Consider the following 13,645-nt stretch of genomic DNA (forward strand, 5'->3'; position numbering starts at 1 on the left):
CCCCCGACCCCCCATCACGATCGCGGTCGCACGCCCATGAGTTGCGCGAGCTGAGTGGCGAGGGGGTTGAGGTTCAACTTGTCCGGGTCCTTCTTGGCCGTGTGATCCCACGGTTGCGCGTAGGCGGGATCGGCGAGTGCAGCGTTGTTCGCGCCGCGGACCGCCGTCGGGCTGCCGGTCGGCACCGTGCAGTGCACATCGGTGTTGAACGGGAAGTCGTCGTAGCGCTGGTCGAAATCCGGGTTCTTGCGCTTGATCTCAGCGATCATCTTCGCGGTGCTCTCGTAGCCGCGCGTGCACGACGGCGGGTTCCCCGTTTCGAGCACGATTCCGAATCGGATCGAACCGTCGGGCGAGGCCGCCGTATGGCTGCCCGCCGACAGTGCCGAGAGCATCCAGAACGTCGGCTCGGCGGCATAGGACGCCGGAGCGATCGCGTGGACCGTCCCGCCGAGCCGGCCGATCAGTTCGGTGGCCTCGTCGCCGGTCTCGTCGAGGAGACGGGAGAGCGCCGACGCAGCGCGCGGACCGTCGGTGAGGATCCGGCGGACCGCCGGATCCGATGACGCCAGCGTCGCGGTGACCGCGTCGAGATTCTTCGACCAGCGCAGAATCTCGTCGGACTGCTCGTTCTGGGTCGCCAGAACCGAGTCGGCGGAGGTGATGAGCCCGATCGTCTCGTCGAGGCTTTCGACGCCCTCCTTCGACAGACGGTCGAGGGAGTCGACGAGCCGGCTCATGTCGTCTCCGCGGCCGTTGAACGCCGCGCCCAGTTCGGTGACGGTTCTGCGCAGCGCATCGACGGGGATCGTGTCGGTCAGGTCGATGGCCGACCGCACCACTTCGTCGAGCCGAGGCGGCAGCCGGTTCTCGTCGATCACCGAGCCGTCGCGCAGGTACGGTCCCGCGTCGGAGGGCGGCTGCAGATCCAGGAACTGTTCTCCGATCGCCGATCGGTCGGCGACGACGGCGACCGCCGAGGCCGGAACCTTCGCCTCGCTCGAGTCGAGGGCCAGAGTGACGTCGATCCCGCCCGGGACGATCGACATCTTCTGCACCCGGCCGATCTCGACGCCGCGGTAGGTGACCTGCGCTTGCTCGAACAGTCCGCCGGAGTCGGGCATCCGCACGGTCACGTGGTACACCCCGACGCCTGCCGCCTGATCGAGGCGCGCGTATCGGATGCCGCCGTAGACCGACGCCACCAATCCGATCAGCAGCACGACGATCAACTGGGTGCGCACGAGACGACTGAGCGGCGGCATGCAATCCCTTTCCGGTCGGACGAGTTCGAACGCCCGTGATTCATCCAGGAGCGTAGGAATTAACGGCAGAAGAATGCCGACGATCTGCGATGACATCGTGACCGTCGGTGCTTGCTGATGTTAAACGCAGGGGTCGGAAGCGAGGCAAGCCCGGTATGTCGGGAGTGGGGCGGCTAACAGTGGTGATTCGGAGTGAGGCGGCGGGAGGAGAGGGCAGGGGGCGGGGTGTGTCACGGTGGGTGGGCGTGCGGGTGCGGATGGTTTCGACTCGCTGCGCTCGCTCAACCAGCGGGCGGGAAGCTCGCTCAGCCGGCGGGCGGGAGGCTCGCTCGGCCGGCGGGCGGGAGGCTCGCTCAACCAGCGGGTGGGAGGCTCGCTCGGCCGGCGGGCGGGAGGCTCGGTCAGCCGGCGGGCGGAGGCTCGACCGCCGGACGCTGCGACGAACCGTCCTTCACCTCGAAGACGAACCTCTCCGGGTCGAAGCGGAGCCGGCCTCGATCGAAGGCGGCGGAGACGGCGCCGGAGGAGGCCACGTCGAGCGGGGTGCCGGTGTGCATCACGCCGCCGGGGGCGAGGAGCCAGATCGCGTCCGAGAGGCGCATCGCCAGTTCCAGTTCGTGGGACGACACCAGGACCGTGAGACGCTGCTCGCGGGCCAGCGTACTCAGCAGATCCAAGAACTCGACGCGCGACGGTGCGTCCAGGTGTGAGGTCGGCTCGTCGAGCACGAGGAGTTCCGGATCCTGCGCGAGGGCGCGGGCGGCGAGGACGCGCTGCGCCTCGCCGTCGGACAGGTCGTGGAAGGGGCGGTCGGCCAGCGCCGCAGCGCGAACGGCCTCCAGCGCCCAGTCGACGCGCAGGCGATCATGGGCGCCGAGCCGGCCGGTGGCGCCCAGATAGGGAGTCCGGCCCAGCTCCACCACTTCTCGCGCGGTGAGCCGGCCCGGGTCGACGATCTGGGTCCCGACGGTCGCGATCCGGCGAGCCAGCCGGGCCGGCCTCATGCGTGTGACGTCGGTGCCGTCGGCGAGGAGAGCCGATCCCGACAGTGGTCGCTCCAGACCGCAGACGGTCCGCAGCAGTGTCGACTTTCCGGCGCCGTTCGGACCAATCAGTGTCGTCAACCGGCCCACCTGCGCCTCGGCGGTCAGATCGGAGGCGATGGTGACCGGCCGTCGGCCCCGGTAGCCGATGGTCAGCCCGGCGAGGGTGAGACCGGCCGTCATACCGCACCGCCGTTCCCACGACCGCGCAGCAGAACGGTGATGACCACCGGCGCGCCGATCAGAGCGGTGACCGCGTTGAGGGGCAGCGAACTGTCCTTACCCGGCAGATCTGCGACGATGCCGCACCAGATCGCGAGCAGCGCTCCCACGAGGACGCATCCGGGCAGAATCACCCGATGATTCGAGGTGCGGAACACTCCGCGCGCGAGATGCGGAATCACGAGACCGAGGAATCCGACGGGTCCGCAGTACGCGGTGACCACACCGGTGAGAACCGCGGCCGACAGCAGCGTGACGGTGCGGGTGAGACGCAGGTCGACGCCCATCGACCGCGCGTACTCCTCGCCGAGCAGCAGGGCGTTGAGCGCTCGCATCGAGGTCGACGACAGCAGGACGGCACCGAGGATCACCGGTGCGGCGACGCGCAGGTCGGACCACGACGTCGCGGAGAAGGTCCCCAGGCCCCAGATCATGTACTTCTGGACCGAGTCGGGATCGGCGTAGACGATGAGGACTGCGACGAGCGAGCCGGTGACGGCACCGATCATCACGCCGATCAGCAGCAGGGTCACCGCGCTGCGGACCCAGACCGCGAACAGCAGGATCAGTCCCAGCACCGCCGCGGCACCGAAGGCGGCGGCCACCACGCTTCCCGCTCGTCCCCAGCCCGCGAGGCCGCCGGCGAAGGTCGCGGCGCCGGTGACTCCGCCGCCCAGTGCGACCAGCGCCACGCCCAGGCTGGCGCCGGAGTTGGCGCCGAGCACATAGGGATCGGCGAGGGGGTTCCGGAACAGGGTCTGCATCTGCAGACCGGCCACTCCGAGCGCGGCGCCGACCAGCGCGGCAGTCGCGATCCGCGGCAGCCGCACCTCGCGCAGAATGAAGTCGCTCCCCGCGTCCAGCGCGTGACCGCCGGTCAGTACCCGGAGCGTCTCCGCGGGCGGGATCGCGACCGATCCGACCGCGGCGGCCACCAGCAGCGACGCGAGGAGTGCGACGGCGAGTCCGACCCAGACCCCGGATCGGGCGCGTGGTCGCCGGGCTGCCGCCGAGGTCCGGACCGGTGTCATCGCTGCGGCAGATGGAGGTAGAACTCGAAGGCATGACCCGGGAAGAGATCCGGGTGCGCAATTGCGGCGATGTCCGCCAACACGAGGTCCGGGCGCAGCACACCAGTCTCCCAGTAGTCGTTGCCGCCACCGGAATTGACGGCCTTGGTGCTGTTCCACGCTTGTTTCGCCGGACCGGCGAAGGCGCGGTACCGCGGATCCTGCTTGTCGAGATCGGCCACAGAGTTCACCGTCGGGTCGCTCAGCAGCCACACGGCGGAATCACGGGCGCGGGCGATGACCGATTCGATCGACAACTGCAGGCTGCCCGCGGCGCGATCGTCGATCCACGGATAGGTGGCGCCGGCGTCGGCGACGAGCTTGCCGAAGTAGCTGCCCCCGGAGGGCATGGTCCACGAGCCGTTGGCGATCGAGCCGAGCAGGACCGGCGTCTTCGGCACTCCCGACAGCCGGTCGGCCACGCTGCGGTACTGGGACTTGATGTTCTGGTAGACGCTCGAGGCCTGCTTCTCGGTGCCGGTGAGGGCGGCGAAGAACTTGAGCCATTCGGCGCGGCCGAGTGGGCTCTCCTCCAGCCAGTCGGCGTCGGCGAGGACGGGAATGCCCGCGTCGCGGATCTTGCCGAAGGCCGGACTGTCGCTGCCGTCGGTCACGAGCACGTCCGGGCGTCCGGCGATCACCTTCTCAGCGTTGACGGCGCCGGCGTCGGTGAACTGCTGCACCTTCCCTGCGTCGATCCGCTCGACGATCTCGGGAGTGGAGACGAAGCCGGTGGTCGCGACCCCGGTCACCGCATCGGCCGCGCCGAGAGCGGCGAGTCCCGGCAGATGCGTCGTCGAGCCCGCGTAGACGGTCCGCACGGGAACCTCGACCTGAGGCGCGTCCGCGAGTTCTCCGGTCAGCTCCGGGGCGGGGGCGCCGCATCGCACCAGAACGTACGACGCGGGCGGCGCTCCCTGCGCCGGATGCGCCACGGTAACGACCTGGTACGAGCGGTGATACTCGATGGTCAGGCCGGTGGCGTCCTCGATCGTCGACTTCTCCGGGAAGTAGTCCTTCGACGGGTCGAAGTCGGTGATGCAGTCGCGTGCGGCTCCCGCGGAGCGGGGCGCCGGCGACGAGCAAGCGCTCGCACCGAGCGGAATGAGGACGGCGATGCTCGCGAGCAGGGCGCCGATGCGTGGTGATCGCACGTGCAGACCTCCCTCGGGGAGGCTCCGCCCCCGGGATCTCGGTGGCGCGACGCAGGAGGGTCTGGCTGCCGCCCGCGGGGATCGTCTCCTGCCGGGCAGACCACAGTGGCGGGACCGCACCGGAATCGCACCGGATTTCCTCGTCTGGCATCGCGTGCTGGACGGCGCAAATCTAACACGCGCGGTTCGCGGGCAGATCTGGCGCGCGGTGGTCGGCGGGCCTACCGTGAGACGGTGACCAGCGTTCGGAGCAGGTGGCGCCGCGGCCTCGGCGCCGTCGCGCGATGGATTCGGAGCGCGCCGGTCACCTACGCGTGGCTGGTGATCCTGCTGGCCACCACCATCGTGGCGCACCGGGTGTCGCCGCAGCGGCTGGACCGGATCCTGGGCAAACGGTCGACGAACATCGACAACCTGCTGCACGATCCGGTCCGTGCGATCTTCGGCAGCCTGTTCTGGCTCGACGGCGCGTACTGGATTCCGTACGTCGTCGGATTCACCGTCTTCCTGGTGCCCGCGGAACGCTGGCTCGGCAGTCGGCGGTTCGTCGTCGTCGGCCTGAGCGGACACATTCTCGCGACCCTGGTCAGCCAGGGGCTCGTCGGCGCCGAGATCGCGCGCGGCGACGCCAATCCGTCGCTCACTTACGCCATCGACGTCGGGGTCAGCTACTTCATGGCATCGGTGATCGGCATCCTGGCCTACCGGTTTCCGCGGCCGCGGCGGTGGGTGTACGTCGCCGGGGCGACGGTCGCCTTCTGCGCACCGCTGGCGGTGGCTCCCGTGACCTTCACGGCGATCGGTCACGCGAGCGCGCTGCTCATCGGTTTCGCGTGGTATCCGATGGCCCGGGGACGGCCGATGCTGGACGTCGAGGCGACGGTGCGCCGGCTCCGTCAGCGCTCCGGAGCCGCGGCTCCGACTGTGCGCCACAGGAACTCGTAGGCCAGCGCCGATTTGAACGCCGCCTGGCGGTTGTCGGCCGCGCCGCCGTGCCCTCCCTCGATGTTCTCGTAGTACCGGACCGGGTGACCCTGTTCCTCCATCCGCGCCGCGAACTTCCGGGCGTGGCCGGGGTGCACGCGGTCGTCCCGAGTCGAGGTGGTCACGAGCATCTCGGGCATGGCGGCGTCGGCACTCAGCCGCTGATACGGCGAGTACCTCGAGATGAACTCCCACTCGTCCGGATCGTCCGGATCGCCGTACTCGGCCATCCACGACGCTCCGGCGAGCAACAGGTGGTACCGGCGCATGTCGAGCAGGGGGACCTGGCACACCAGCGCGCCGAACAGGTCCGGATAGGTGGTGGCCATGACCCCCATCAGCAGACCGCCGTTGGAGCCACCCTGCGCGGCCAACCGGGCCGGGGTGGTCAGTCCGCGCCCCACGAGGTCGCGGGCCACCGCCGCGAAGTCCTCGTACACCAGGTGTCGGCCGGCCTTCTGCGCCTGCGTGTGCCAGGCCGGGCCGTACTCGCCGCCCCCGCGGATGTTCGCGATCACGTAGATGCCGCCCCGGCTGATCCAGCTCCGCCCGGCGATACCGAGATAGCTGGGCGTCATCGAGTTCTCGAAGCCGCCGTATCCGTAGAGCAGGGTGGGACCGGACGCCACGTCGTCGCGTTTGACGACGAAATAGGGGATGGCCGTGCCGTCGTCGGACGTGGCGAAGAACTGTTGCGCCGACACGGCGGACGCGTCGTAGAACTCGGGGGACGATTTGATGACCGACACCCCCTCGGACGTGGAACCCTGGAGCAGGCTCGGGGCCTGGACGAAGGTGCTGGCCGACAACCAGATCTCGTCACTGTGATCGGGGTCGGTGTCGAGCACGCCGATCGTCGCGAGTTCGGGCAGCCCGTTCAGCGGCTCGGACTCCCAGGTGCCCAAGCGGAGAAGCTCGACGCGGGTGGCCACGTCGTGCAGCGTCACCATCACCAGGTGCGAGCGGGTGTACGCGAGGTCCTGCAGGCTGGTGTGCGCGTCGGGAGTGAACAGCACGCGGTGGGTGCGGTCGCCCGACAGGTACGAGGGGTAATCGAAGAGCAGCAGCGCTCCGGCCGGATGCTCCTGGCCGTCGACCGTCCACGGCGACCGCGTCAGGACGGTCAGCCAGTCGTGCCGGACGTCGAAGTGCGAGTCGGTCGGCACGTCGATGCGGAGGAGTTCGTCGCCGCGCAGTTCGTAGGCGATCTCGTTGAAGAAGTCCACCGACCGGGAGACGAAGTGCCGCACATGGCCGGGCGTCCGGTCGCAGGCTGCGCCGACGGCGACGTCGGACACCTCGCCCGCGAAGACCGTCGGGGCGTCCGCCACGTCGGTGCCACGCGACCAGCGCCGGACGGTCCTCGGATAACCGGAGGAGGTCAGCGCGGGCAGCCCGTCCGGCGTCTCGACGAAGTCGGTGCCGACGTACACCGTGTCGCGGTCGATCCAGCTGACGGACGACTTGGCCTCCGGCAGGACGAAGCCGTCGTCCACCCAGTCCCGCGCGAGTACGTCGAACTCCCGCACCACTGCCGCGTCGGCGCCGCCTCGAGACAGCGAGATCAGCGCGCGGTCGTACTCGGGCCGGTTCATGGTGGCGCCCGACCACACCCAGTTCTCACCCTCCGCCGCGGCGAGGGCGTCGACGTCGATCAGGACGTCCCATTCGGGTTCGGCGGAGCGGTAGCTGTCGAGAGTGGTACGCCGCCAGAGACCTTTCGGGTGCGCCGAATCGCGCCAGAAGTTGTAGAGGAAGCCGCCGCGCCGGCGCACGTACGGAATGCGTTCGTCGTTGTCGAGCACTTCGAGGGCGCCGGCTTCGAGTTCGGCGAAGCGCTCCGAGCCGGTCAGCTCGGCGACGGTGGGAGCGTTGTGCTCACGCACCCACCGCAGGGCGTCGTCGCCGGTCACGTCTTCGAGCCACAGGTACGGATCGTCGTCGGTCACGGTGTCCAACGTACCGGCGCCGGCGCGGCGGCCTTCCGGTGGCGGGCTACGCGCCCACCCGCGAGGTCTCGACAGCGTCCTCGACCGGCTCGGCACCCGGAGTCTTGGTTCCGGCGATCGAGCAACCGGCGGTCTCGCGCAGGAAGCTGAGGGCGATACCGCCCACCACGCACGCGGCCATCATGTACACGGCCGGGAAAAGGTTCCAGCCGGTCTGGTCGACGACGGCGTCGTTGACCAGGGGTGCCGTACCGCCGAAGGCGGCGGTGGACAGGTTGTACGAGATCGCGAAGCCCGCATAGCGCACGTGAGTGGGGAACATCGCGGGGAAGGTCGCCGAAATGGTCGCCAGCTGCGGGATGTAGAGGACGCCGAGCACGACGAATCCGACGATCGCCCATCCGAAACCCTGGCCCATCAGCCAGTACATCGGCAGCGCGAAGACGAACAGACCCACGAGGGAGACCCGCCACATCGGTTTGCGGCCGGTGCTGTCGGACCACATGCCGAACACCGGGATGAGCAGCATCATCACCACCTGGCCGATCAGGACCACCACCGAGGCGGTGTCCTCGCTCAGGCCGATGGTGCCCTTGAGGTACTGCGGCTGGTAGGCCAGCAGGGTGTAGTTCGCGATGTTGAGCGCGACCACCATGCCGAACATGATGAGGATCGGCTTCCAGTAGTGCACCAGCGTCTGACGCAGCTGACCGGTGATTCCGCCCGGATCGGCGACCTTCTTCTCCACATCGGTGTACAGCGGCGGATCGTCGAGCTGCGACCGCAGGTAGAGGCCGGCCAGACCCAGGGGGAGAGCGATCAGGAACGGGATGCGCCAGCCCCATTCCTGCATCTGCGACTCGCTCAGGCCGAGGTTCATCAGCAGGACGATGGCGGTTCCCGAGGCGAAGCCGGCCATGGTGCCGAACTCGAGGAAGCTGCCGTACCGTCCGCGCTTGTCGGCCGGCGCGTACTCGGCCATGAACGTGGCCGCGCCGCCGTACTCGCCGCCGGTCGAGAAGCCCTGCACCACTCGCAGTGCGATCAGCAGGATCGGAGCCCAGATACCGATCGACGCGTGGGTCGGCAGTACGCCGATCAGCGCGGTGGCCAGCGAGATCAGCAGGATCGTCAGCGCCAGGACGTGTTTGCGGCCGAGGCGGTCGCCGATCGGTCCCCAGACGAAGCCGCCGAGCGGCCGGAGCACGAAGGAGACGGCGAAGCCGAGCATGGTGCCGATGGTGCCGAGGTGGCCGGGGAAGAACGCCTGGGTGAGGTAGGTGGTGGTCGCGGCGTAGACGCCGTAGTCGTACCACTCGGTGGCGTTGCCGATCGCGGACGCCGCGATCGCCTTCCGGAGCGTCGCCGTGGAGGTGGCGTCGGTGGAGACGGTCGAGTCAGTCATCTGACCTCCGAATTGTCGATAGTCGTTTCTCGGGTCGGGCGAACTGGATTCATTCGACGGCGGCGACGTGGAGCGCCGCGGATCTGACTACCACTTCCCCCGGCCGGTAGGGCCCATCGACTCTCGGGTCAGTGACCCGAACGGACTAATCCTGCCTATCACGTTTCGCGGACCAGTGGAAACCGCGCGGACCGCGGGGCGGGTGGTCCCGCGGTCCGCGCGACGGCCGGAATCAGCCTGCGGCGGTCAGCGGATCGGGGACCTCTCCGGTCCGGATCGGGCAGCGGGTGTGGGAGTAGATGGTCGGCATGCAGAGGTTGCAATGCACGCACTTGCTGCGGGTGGACGGGTCCGCCTCGATGAGGTGCGGCAGATCCGGCTCGCGCAGCAGCGCGCGGCCCATCGCGACGAAGTCGAAGCCCTCGTCCATCGCCGTCCGCATCGATGCGTGATCGGTCACGCCGCCGAGCAGGATCAGCGGCAGGGACACCGCCCTGCGGAGTTCGCGGGCGAGCGGAAGCAGGTAGGTGTCGGTGTACGGATAGTGCTTCAGGAACAGACGGCCGCCGAGCTTCATACCGGTCTTGACCGGTCCGGCCATCGCCTCGGCGAACGATTCCAGCGGCGGCTCGCCGTGGAACAGGTACATCGGATTCAGCAGCGAACTCCCCGCGGTGGGCTCGATGGCGTCGATGAACCCGTCGCTCTCGAACAGTTCGGCGTATTTGATCGCATCGTCGAGATTGGTGCAGCTCCAAGGTCTGCCACCGCGTCCGCGGGCGGGTTTGCCGAGGCCGTCGAACATGTTGAGCTTGGCCCAGACAGCGGCCTCGTCGCCGACCTCGTTGCGCACCGCTTCGAGGACTTCGCGGGCGAACCGGGCGCGATTCACGGCCGAGCCGCCGTATTCGTCGCGCCGGTGGTTCAGCAGCGGTGACATGAATGCGCTGAGCAGGTAGTTGTGGCCGCAGTGGATCTCCAAGCCGTCGAACCCGCTGTCGACGGCCAGCCGCGCGGCGGTGGCGAACTTGCGCACCAGTCCGGGGATGTCGTCGCGCGCGACCTTCGCGGTCAGCGACATGCCCATCGGCGCGGGGATCCGGCCCGGACCGAGCGCCGGAAGCCTGTTGGACACGGCGTTCGCGACCGGCCCGGCGTGCCCGAGTTGAGCTGCGGCCAGAGCGCCTTCGGCGTGGATCGCCGAGGTGAGCCGCTGCAGGCCCGGGACCGCCTCGGGCCGCATCCAGATCTGATGGCGGTCGGTGCGGCCTTCGGGCGCGATCGCGCAGTAGGCGACCGTCGACATCGCCGCGCCGCCCGCGGCCACCTCGCGGTGGAACTCGATGAGCTCGTCGGTCACCAGTGCGTCGGGCGTCATGGCCTCGAAGGTCGCGCACTTGATGATCCGGTTCCGGAGCGTGAGCGGTCCGAGCACAGCTGGGCTCAGCGGGTCGTTCCCGGCTCTCGGTGCGGGATCTTTCGGATTCGGGCTGGTGGTCATCGAATGCCTTTCGGTAGGCCGGCGAGGCCGGCGATGAGGAAGTCGGACAGGGCTGCGACGTTGTCGGGGGAGATCTCCCGGGGTGCGGCGAACTCGGTCATCATCAGGCCGAACGCGAAGCGCCAGCGGCGTCGTGCGACGTCGGGGTCCAGGCCGGGCACGGTGGCGGTGAGCAGTTCGGTCCACACGTCGAGCTGGAACCACCGGCTGTCCCACGGCGCTCGCGGATGAGTGAGCACGAATTGGGCGAGGGTGCGGACCAGGGGTGCGGTCTCGGGGGCGGCCTGCAACGCGATGAGCGGGTCGAGAATCGCCTCGACGATGTCGGTGACGGTGCGCGGACCCGCTTGGAGTGTGTCGAGCTGGTCGGACCATTCCGGTTCGAGGCGGTCTTGGAGCAGCGCGGCGACCAGGGCCTCCTTCGATCCGAAGTGGTAGTGCACGGCCGCGGGGTTGGCGCCGGCCTCGCCGCACACCGCCCGCACCGACAGGTCGTCGTAGGGCACGGCGGTGAGGAGTCGTTCGGCCGCGTCCAACAGGCGCGAGCGTGTGGTGGCGGCAGTCGGGTCGACGGGCATCTGTTGAGCAGATCACATTTCAATCAGCGTTTCAATCACTGATTGAATTGTGATGCGTGACTGAGCGTGACCGGACACCTGCGTGGCACACAGGGGAGAAGTACGCTGAACTGCGTGGCTGAACATTTTCAAACAGTTGTCCTGGGAGCCGGTCCCGGTGGGTACGTGGCCGCGATCCGGTCCGCCCAGCTGGGCATGAAGACCGCCGTCATCGAAGAGAAGTGGTGGGGAGGTGTCTGTCTCAACGTCGGGTGCATCCCCTCGAAGGCGTTGCTGCGCAACGCCGAACTCGCACACGTCTTCAATCACGAGGCCAAGACCTTCGGTATCAGCGGTGAGGTGAGCTTCGACTTCGGAGCCGCCTTCGACCGCAGCCGCAAGGTGTCCGACGGCATCGTGAAGGGCGTTCACTTCTTGATGAAGAAGAACGGCATCACCGAGATCGACGGATACGGCGTCTTCCGCGACGCTGAGACGATCGTCGTCGGAGATCGGGAGATCACCTTCGACAACGTCATCATCGACACCGGTTCCACCGTCAAGCTGCTCCCGGGCGTCGCGCTGAGCGACAACGTGGTGACCTACGAGACGCAGATCCTCACCCGCGATCTGCCCGGCTCGATCGTCATCGTGGGTGCCGGCGCCATCGGCATGGAGTTCGGGTACGTACTCGCCAACTACGGCGTCGACGTCACCATCATCGAGTTCATGCCGCGCGTGCTGCCGAACGAGGACGCCGACGTCTCGAAGGAGATCGCGAAGGCCTACAAGAAGCTCGGCGTCAAGATTCTCACCGGCACCGGTGTGCAGAGCGTCGACGACAACGGCGACAACGTCACGGTGACGTACAAGGACGCCAAGGGCGCCGACGGAAGCATCACCGTCGACAAGGTCCTGATGTCGGTCGGCTTCGCTCCCCGGGTGGAGGGCTACGGCCTGGAGAACACCGGTGTCGCACTCACCGACCGCGGCGCCATCGCGATCGACGACCACATGCGCACCAACGTTCCCGGCATCTACGCGATCGGCGACGTGACCGCCAAACTGCAGCTGGCCCACGTGGCCGAGGCGCAGGGCGTCGTGGCCGCCGAGACCATGGCCGGCGCCGAGACGATGACGCTGGGCGACTACCGGATGATGCCGCGCGCCACGTTCTGCCAGCCGCAGGTCGCGTCGTTCGGTCTCACCGAGGAGCAGGCCGAGGCCGAGGGCTACCGGATCACCGTCTCCAAGTTCCCGTTCAGCGCCAACGGCAAGGCTCAGGGCCTGGCCGCCCCGGCCGGCTTCGTGAAGCTCATCACCGATGCCGAGACCGAGGAACTGCTCGGCGGCCACCTGGTCGGCGACAACGTCTCCGAGATGCTGCCCGAACTGACGCTGGCGCAGAAGTGGGACCTCACCGCTCGTGAACTGGCCCGCAACGTCCACACCCATCCGACGATGAGCGAGGCTCTCCAGGAGACCTTCCACGGCGCGATCGGTCACATGATCAACCTGTAGCGACACCCGCTCAGATCCGCTCGGCGAGGGCGCCGCACCGACACCCGGTGCGGCGCCCTCGCGTCTGCGGTCCGCGCGCACAATGGGTGGCATGCTGCAGCGCGAGTGGACGCCCGGATGGCGTGTTCCGGTGCGCGCGATGCTCTCACTGCACCGCCGGGGGCGGGCCGATCCGGCGTACCGGGTGGCGACCGACGGATCCGTGTGGCGCGCGGTCCACACGCCCGACGGTCCCGGCACGCTCGCGGTCGCGGGCCGCGCCGACGGTTCGGTGCTCGCCCGGGCGTGGGGGCCCGGCGCGGGCTGGCTCGTCGAGAACGTGCCGGCGATGCTGGGTGCGCACGACGACCCCGCGGCGCTGACCCCCCTCGATCGGGCGGTCGCACGTCTGGCGGAACGGGTTCCCGACCTCCGCATCGGGCGCACCGACCGCGTCTGGGAGGCCCTGGTGGCGGCGGTCTTCGAACAGAAGGTGGTGGGCGACGAGGCCTACCGGGCCTGGCGCTATCTGCTGACCCGATACGGCGACCGCGCGCCCGGGCCGGTCCCGGCCGACATGAGGGTGCCGCCGCCGCGCCCGAGGTGGCGGGAGATCACCGAGTCGGACTGGCACCGGAGCGGGCTCGAACCGGTGCGCGCTCGGACCGTCAGAGCCGCCGCGACGGTCGACGTGGAGCGGAAGGCGGACCGCCTCACCGCCCTTCGCGGCATCGGCCCGTGGACCGCCGCGCACACCCGGATACGCGCGGTCGGTGACCCGGACGCGGTCCCGGTGGGCGACTATCACACTCCGTCGGTCGTCGGACTCGCATTGATCGGCGAGCGGGTCGACGACGACGGGATGCTGGAGTTGCTGGAACCGTATGCGGGCCAACGCTATCGGGTGATCCGGTTGTGCGAGCTGGGTGCGGGGATGCCGGCCCGTCGCGGACCGCGGATGCCGGTGCGCGACTACCGCTCGTTCTGACATCCGA

11 protein-coding genes and 1 riboswitch are annotated in these 13,645 nt (G+C 68.9%); of the genes, 3 read left to right on the forward strand and 8 right to left on the reverse strand.

Annotation, left to right across the window (positions count from 1 at the left end; translation table 11 throughout):
• Nucleotides 1-14: 14 nt before the first annotated feature.
• The 4 genes from GSI01S_RS00005 to GSI01S_RS00020 all read right to left on the reverse strand — a co-directional run bounded on the left by GSI01S_RS00005 (nt 15) and on the right by GSI01S_RS00020 (nt 4,754).
• On the reverse strand, nt 15-1,265 hold the full coding sequence (locus GSI01S_RS00005; protein WP_006894172.1) for an MCE family protein: 1,251 nt from the start codon (nt 1,263-1,265) through the stop codon (nt 15-17).
• A 401-nt stretch (nt 1,266-1,666) separates the two neighbouring features.
• Nucleotides 1,667-2,491, reverse strand: a complete 825-nt coding sequence (locus GSI01S_RS00010) for an ABC transporter ATP-binding protein (RefSeq protein ID WP_006894173.1) — start codon at nt 2,489-2,491, stop codon at nt 1,667-1,669.
• Nucleotides 2,488-3,561: a FecCD family ABC transporter permease gene (locus tag GSI01S_RS00015; protein WP_006894174.1), complete on the reverse strand. Its 1,074-nt coding sequence runs from the start codon at nt 3,559-3,561 to the stop codon at nt 2,488-2,490. The genes GSI01S_RS00010 and GSI01S_RS00015 overlap by 4 nt, the downstream gene beginning before the upstream one ends.
• A complete protein-coding gene (locus GSI01S_RS00020) occupies nt 3,558-4,754 on the reverse strand; it encodes an ABC transporter substrate-binding protein (protein WP_006894175.1) in 1,197 nt (398 codons plus the stop codon). Before GSI01S_RS00020 ends, GSI01S_RS00015 begins: the two co-directional genes overlap by 4 nt.
• An 83-nt stretch (nt 4,755-4,837) precedes the next feature.
• Nucleotides 4,838-4,894: riboswitch (cobalamin riboswitch) on the reverse strand.
• Between the two features lie 94 nt (nt 4,895-4,988).
• Between GSI01S_RS00020 and GSI01S_RS00025 the strand changes: the two genes are divergently transcribed.
• Entirely contained in the window at nt 4,989-5,699 is a 711-nt protein-coding gene (locus GSI01S_RS00025) for a rhomboid-like protein (RefSeq protein ID WP_006894176.1), read from the forward strand.
• Here GSI01S_RS00025 and GSI01S_RS00030 read toward each other — a convergent pair.
• From GSI01S_RS00030 to GSI01S_RS00045, 4 genes are all read right to left on the reverse strand, one after another.
• Nucleotides 5,651-7,696: a prolyl oligopeptidase family serine peptidase gene (locus GSI01S_RS00030; RefSeq protein WP_006894177.1), complete on the reverse strand. Its 2,046-nt coding sequence runs from the start codon at nt 7,694-7,696 to the stop codon at nt 5,651-5,653. The genes GSI01S_RS00025 and GSI01S_RS00030 overlap by 49 nt on opposite strands.
• 37 nt (nt 7,697-7,733) lie before the next feature.
• Nucleotides 7,734-9,092, reverse strand: coding sequence for an MFS transporter (locus tag GSI01S_RS00035; protein WP_006894178.1), 1,359 nt, complete (start codon nt 9,090-9,092; stop codon nt 7,734-7,736).
• A gap of 232 nt (nt 9,093-9,324) precedes the next feature.
• Nucleotides 9,325-10,593, reverse strand: a complete 1,269-nt coding sequence (locus tag GSI01S_RS00040) for an NADH:flavin oxidoreductase (protein ID WP_006894179.1) — start codon at nt 10,591-10,593, stop codon at nt 9,325-9,327.
• Nucleotides 10,590-11,171 (reverse strand): TetR/AcrR family transcriptional regulator, encoded by a 582-nt coding sequence (locus GSI01S_RS00045; protein ID WP_006894181.1) that lies wholly within the window; start codon nt 11,169-11,171, stop codon nt 10,590-10,592. The genes GSI01S_RS00040 and GSI01S_RS00045 overlap by 4 nt, the downstream gene beginning before the upstream one ends.
• Nucleotides 11,172-11,285: 114 nt before the next feature.
• Between GSI01S_RS00045 and lpdA the strand changes: the two genes are divergently transcribed.
• Nucleotides 11,286-12,671 (forward strand): dihydrolipoyl dehydrogenase, encoded by a 1,386-nt coding sequence (gene lpdA, locus GSI01S_RS00050; protein ID WP_006894183.1) that lies wholly within the window; start codon nt 11,286-11,288, stop codon nt 12,669-12,671.
• Between the two features lie 91 nt (nt 12,672-12,762).
• Nucleotides 12,763-13,638, forward strand: coding sequence for a DNA-3-methyladenine glycosylase family protein (locus GSI01S_RS00055; protein ID WP_006894184.1), 876 nt, complete (start codon nt 12,763-12,765; stop codon nt 13,636-13,638).
• Nucleotides 13,639-13,645: the final 7 nt, after the last annotated feature.

The sequence above is a fragment of the Gordonia sihwensis NBRC 108236 genome (assembly GCF_000333035.1).
Classification (GTDB): Bacteria; Actinomycetota; Actinomycetes; order Mycobacteriales; family Mycobacteriaceae; genus Gordonia; species Gordonia sihwensis.

What these genes read in the sequence shown, in the direction of transcription:
- GSI01S_RS00005 (WP_006894172.1), bottom strand. Translation starts at nt 1,265, where the DNA reads ATGCCGCCGCTCAGTCGTCTCGTGCGCACCCAGTTGATCGTCGTGCTG.
- GSI01S_RS00010 (WP_006894173.1), bottom strand. Translation starts at nt 2,491, where the DNA reads ATGACGGCCGGTCTCACCCTCGCCGGGCTGACCATCGGCTACCGGGGC.
- GSI01S_RS00015 (WP_006894174.1), bottom strand. Translation starts at nt 3,561, where the DNA reads ATGACACCGGTCCGGACCTCGGCGGCAGCCCGGCGACCACGCGCCCGA.
- GSI01S_RS00035 (WP_006894178.1), bottom strand. Translation starts at nt 9,092, where the DNA reads ATGACTGACTCGACCGTCTCCACCGACGCCACCTCCACGGCGACGCTC.
- GSI01S_RS00040 (WP_006894179.1), bottom strand. Translation starts at nt 10,593, where the DNA reads ATGACCACCAGCCCGAATCCGAAAGATCCCGCACCGAGAGCCGGGAAC.
- GSI01S_RS00045 (WP_006894181.1), bottom strand. Translation starts at nt 11,171, where the DNA reads ATGCCCGTCGACCCGACTGCCGCCACCACACGCTCGCGCCTGTTGGAC.
- GSI01S_RS00055 (WP_006894184.1), top strand. Translation starts at nt 12,763, where the DNA reads ATGCTGCAGCGCGAGTGGACGCCCGGATGGCGTGTTCCGGTGCGCGCG.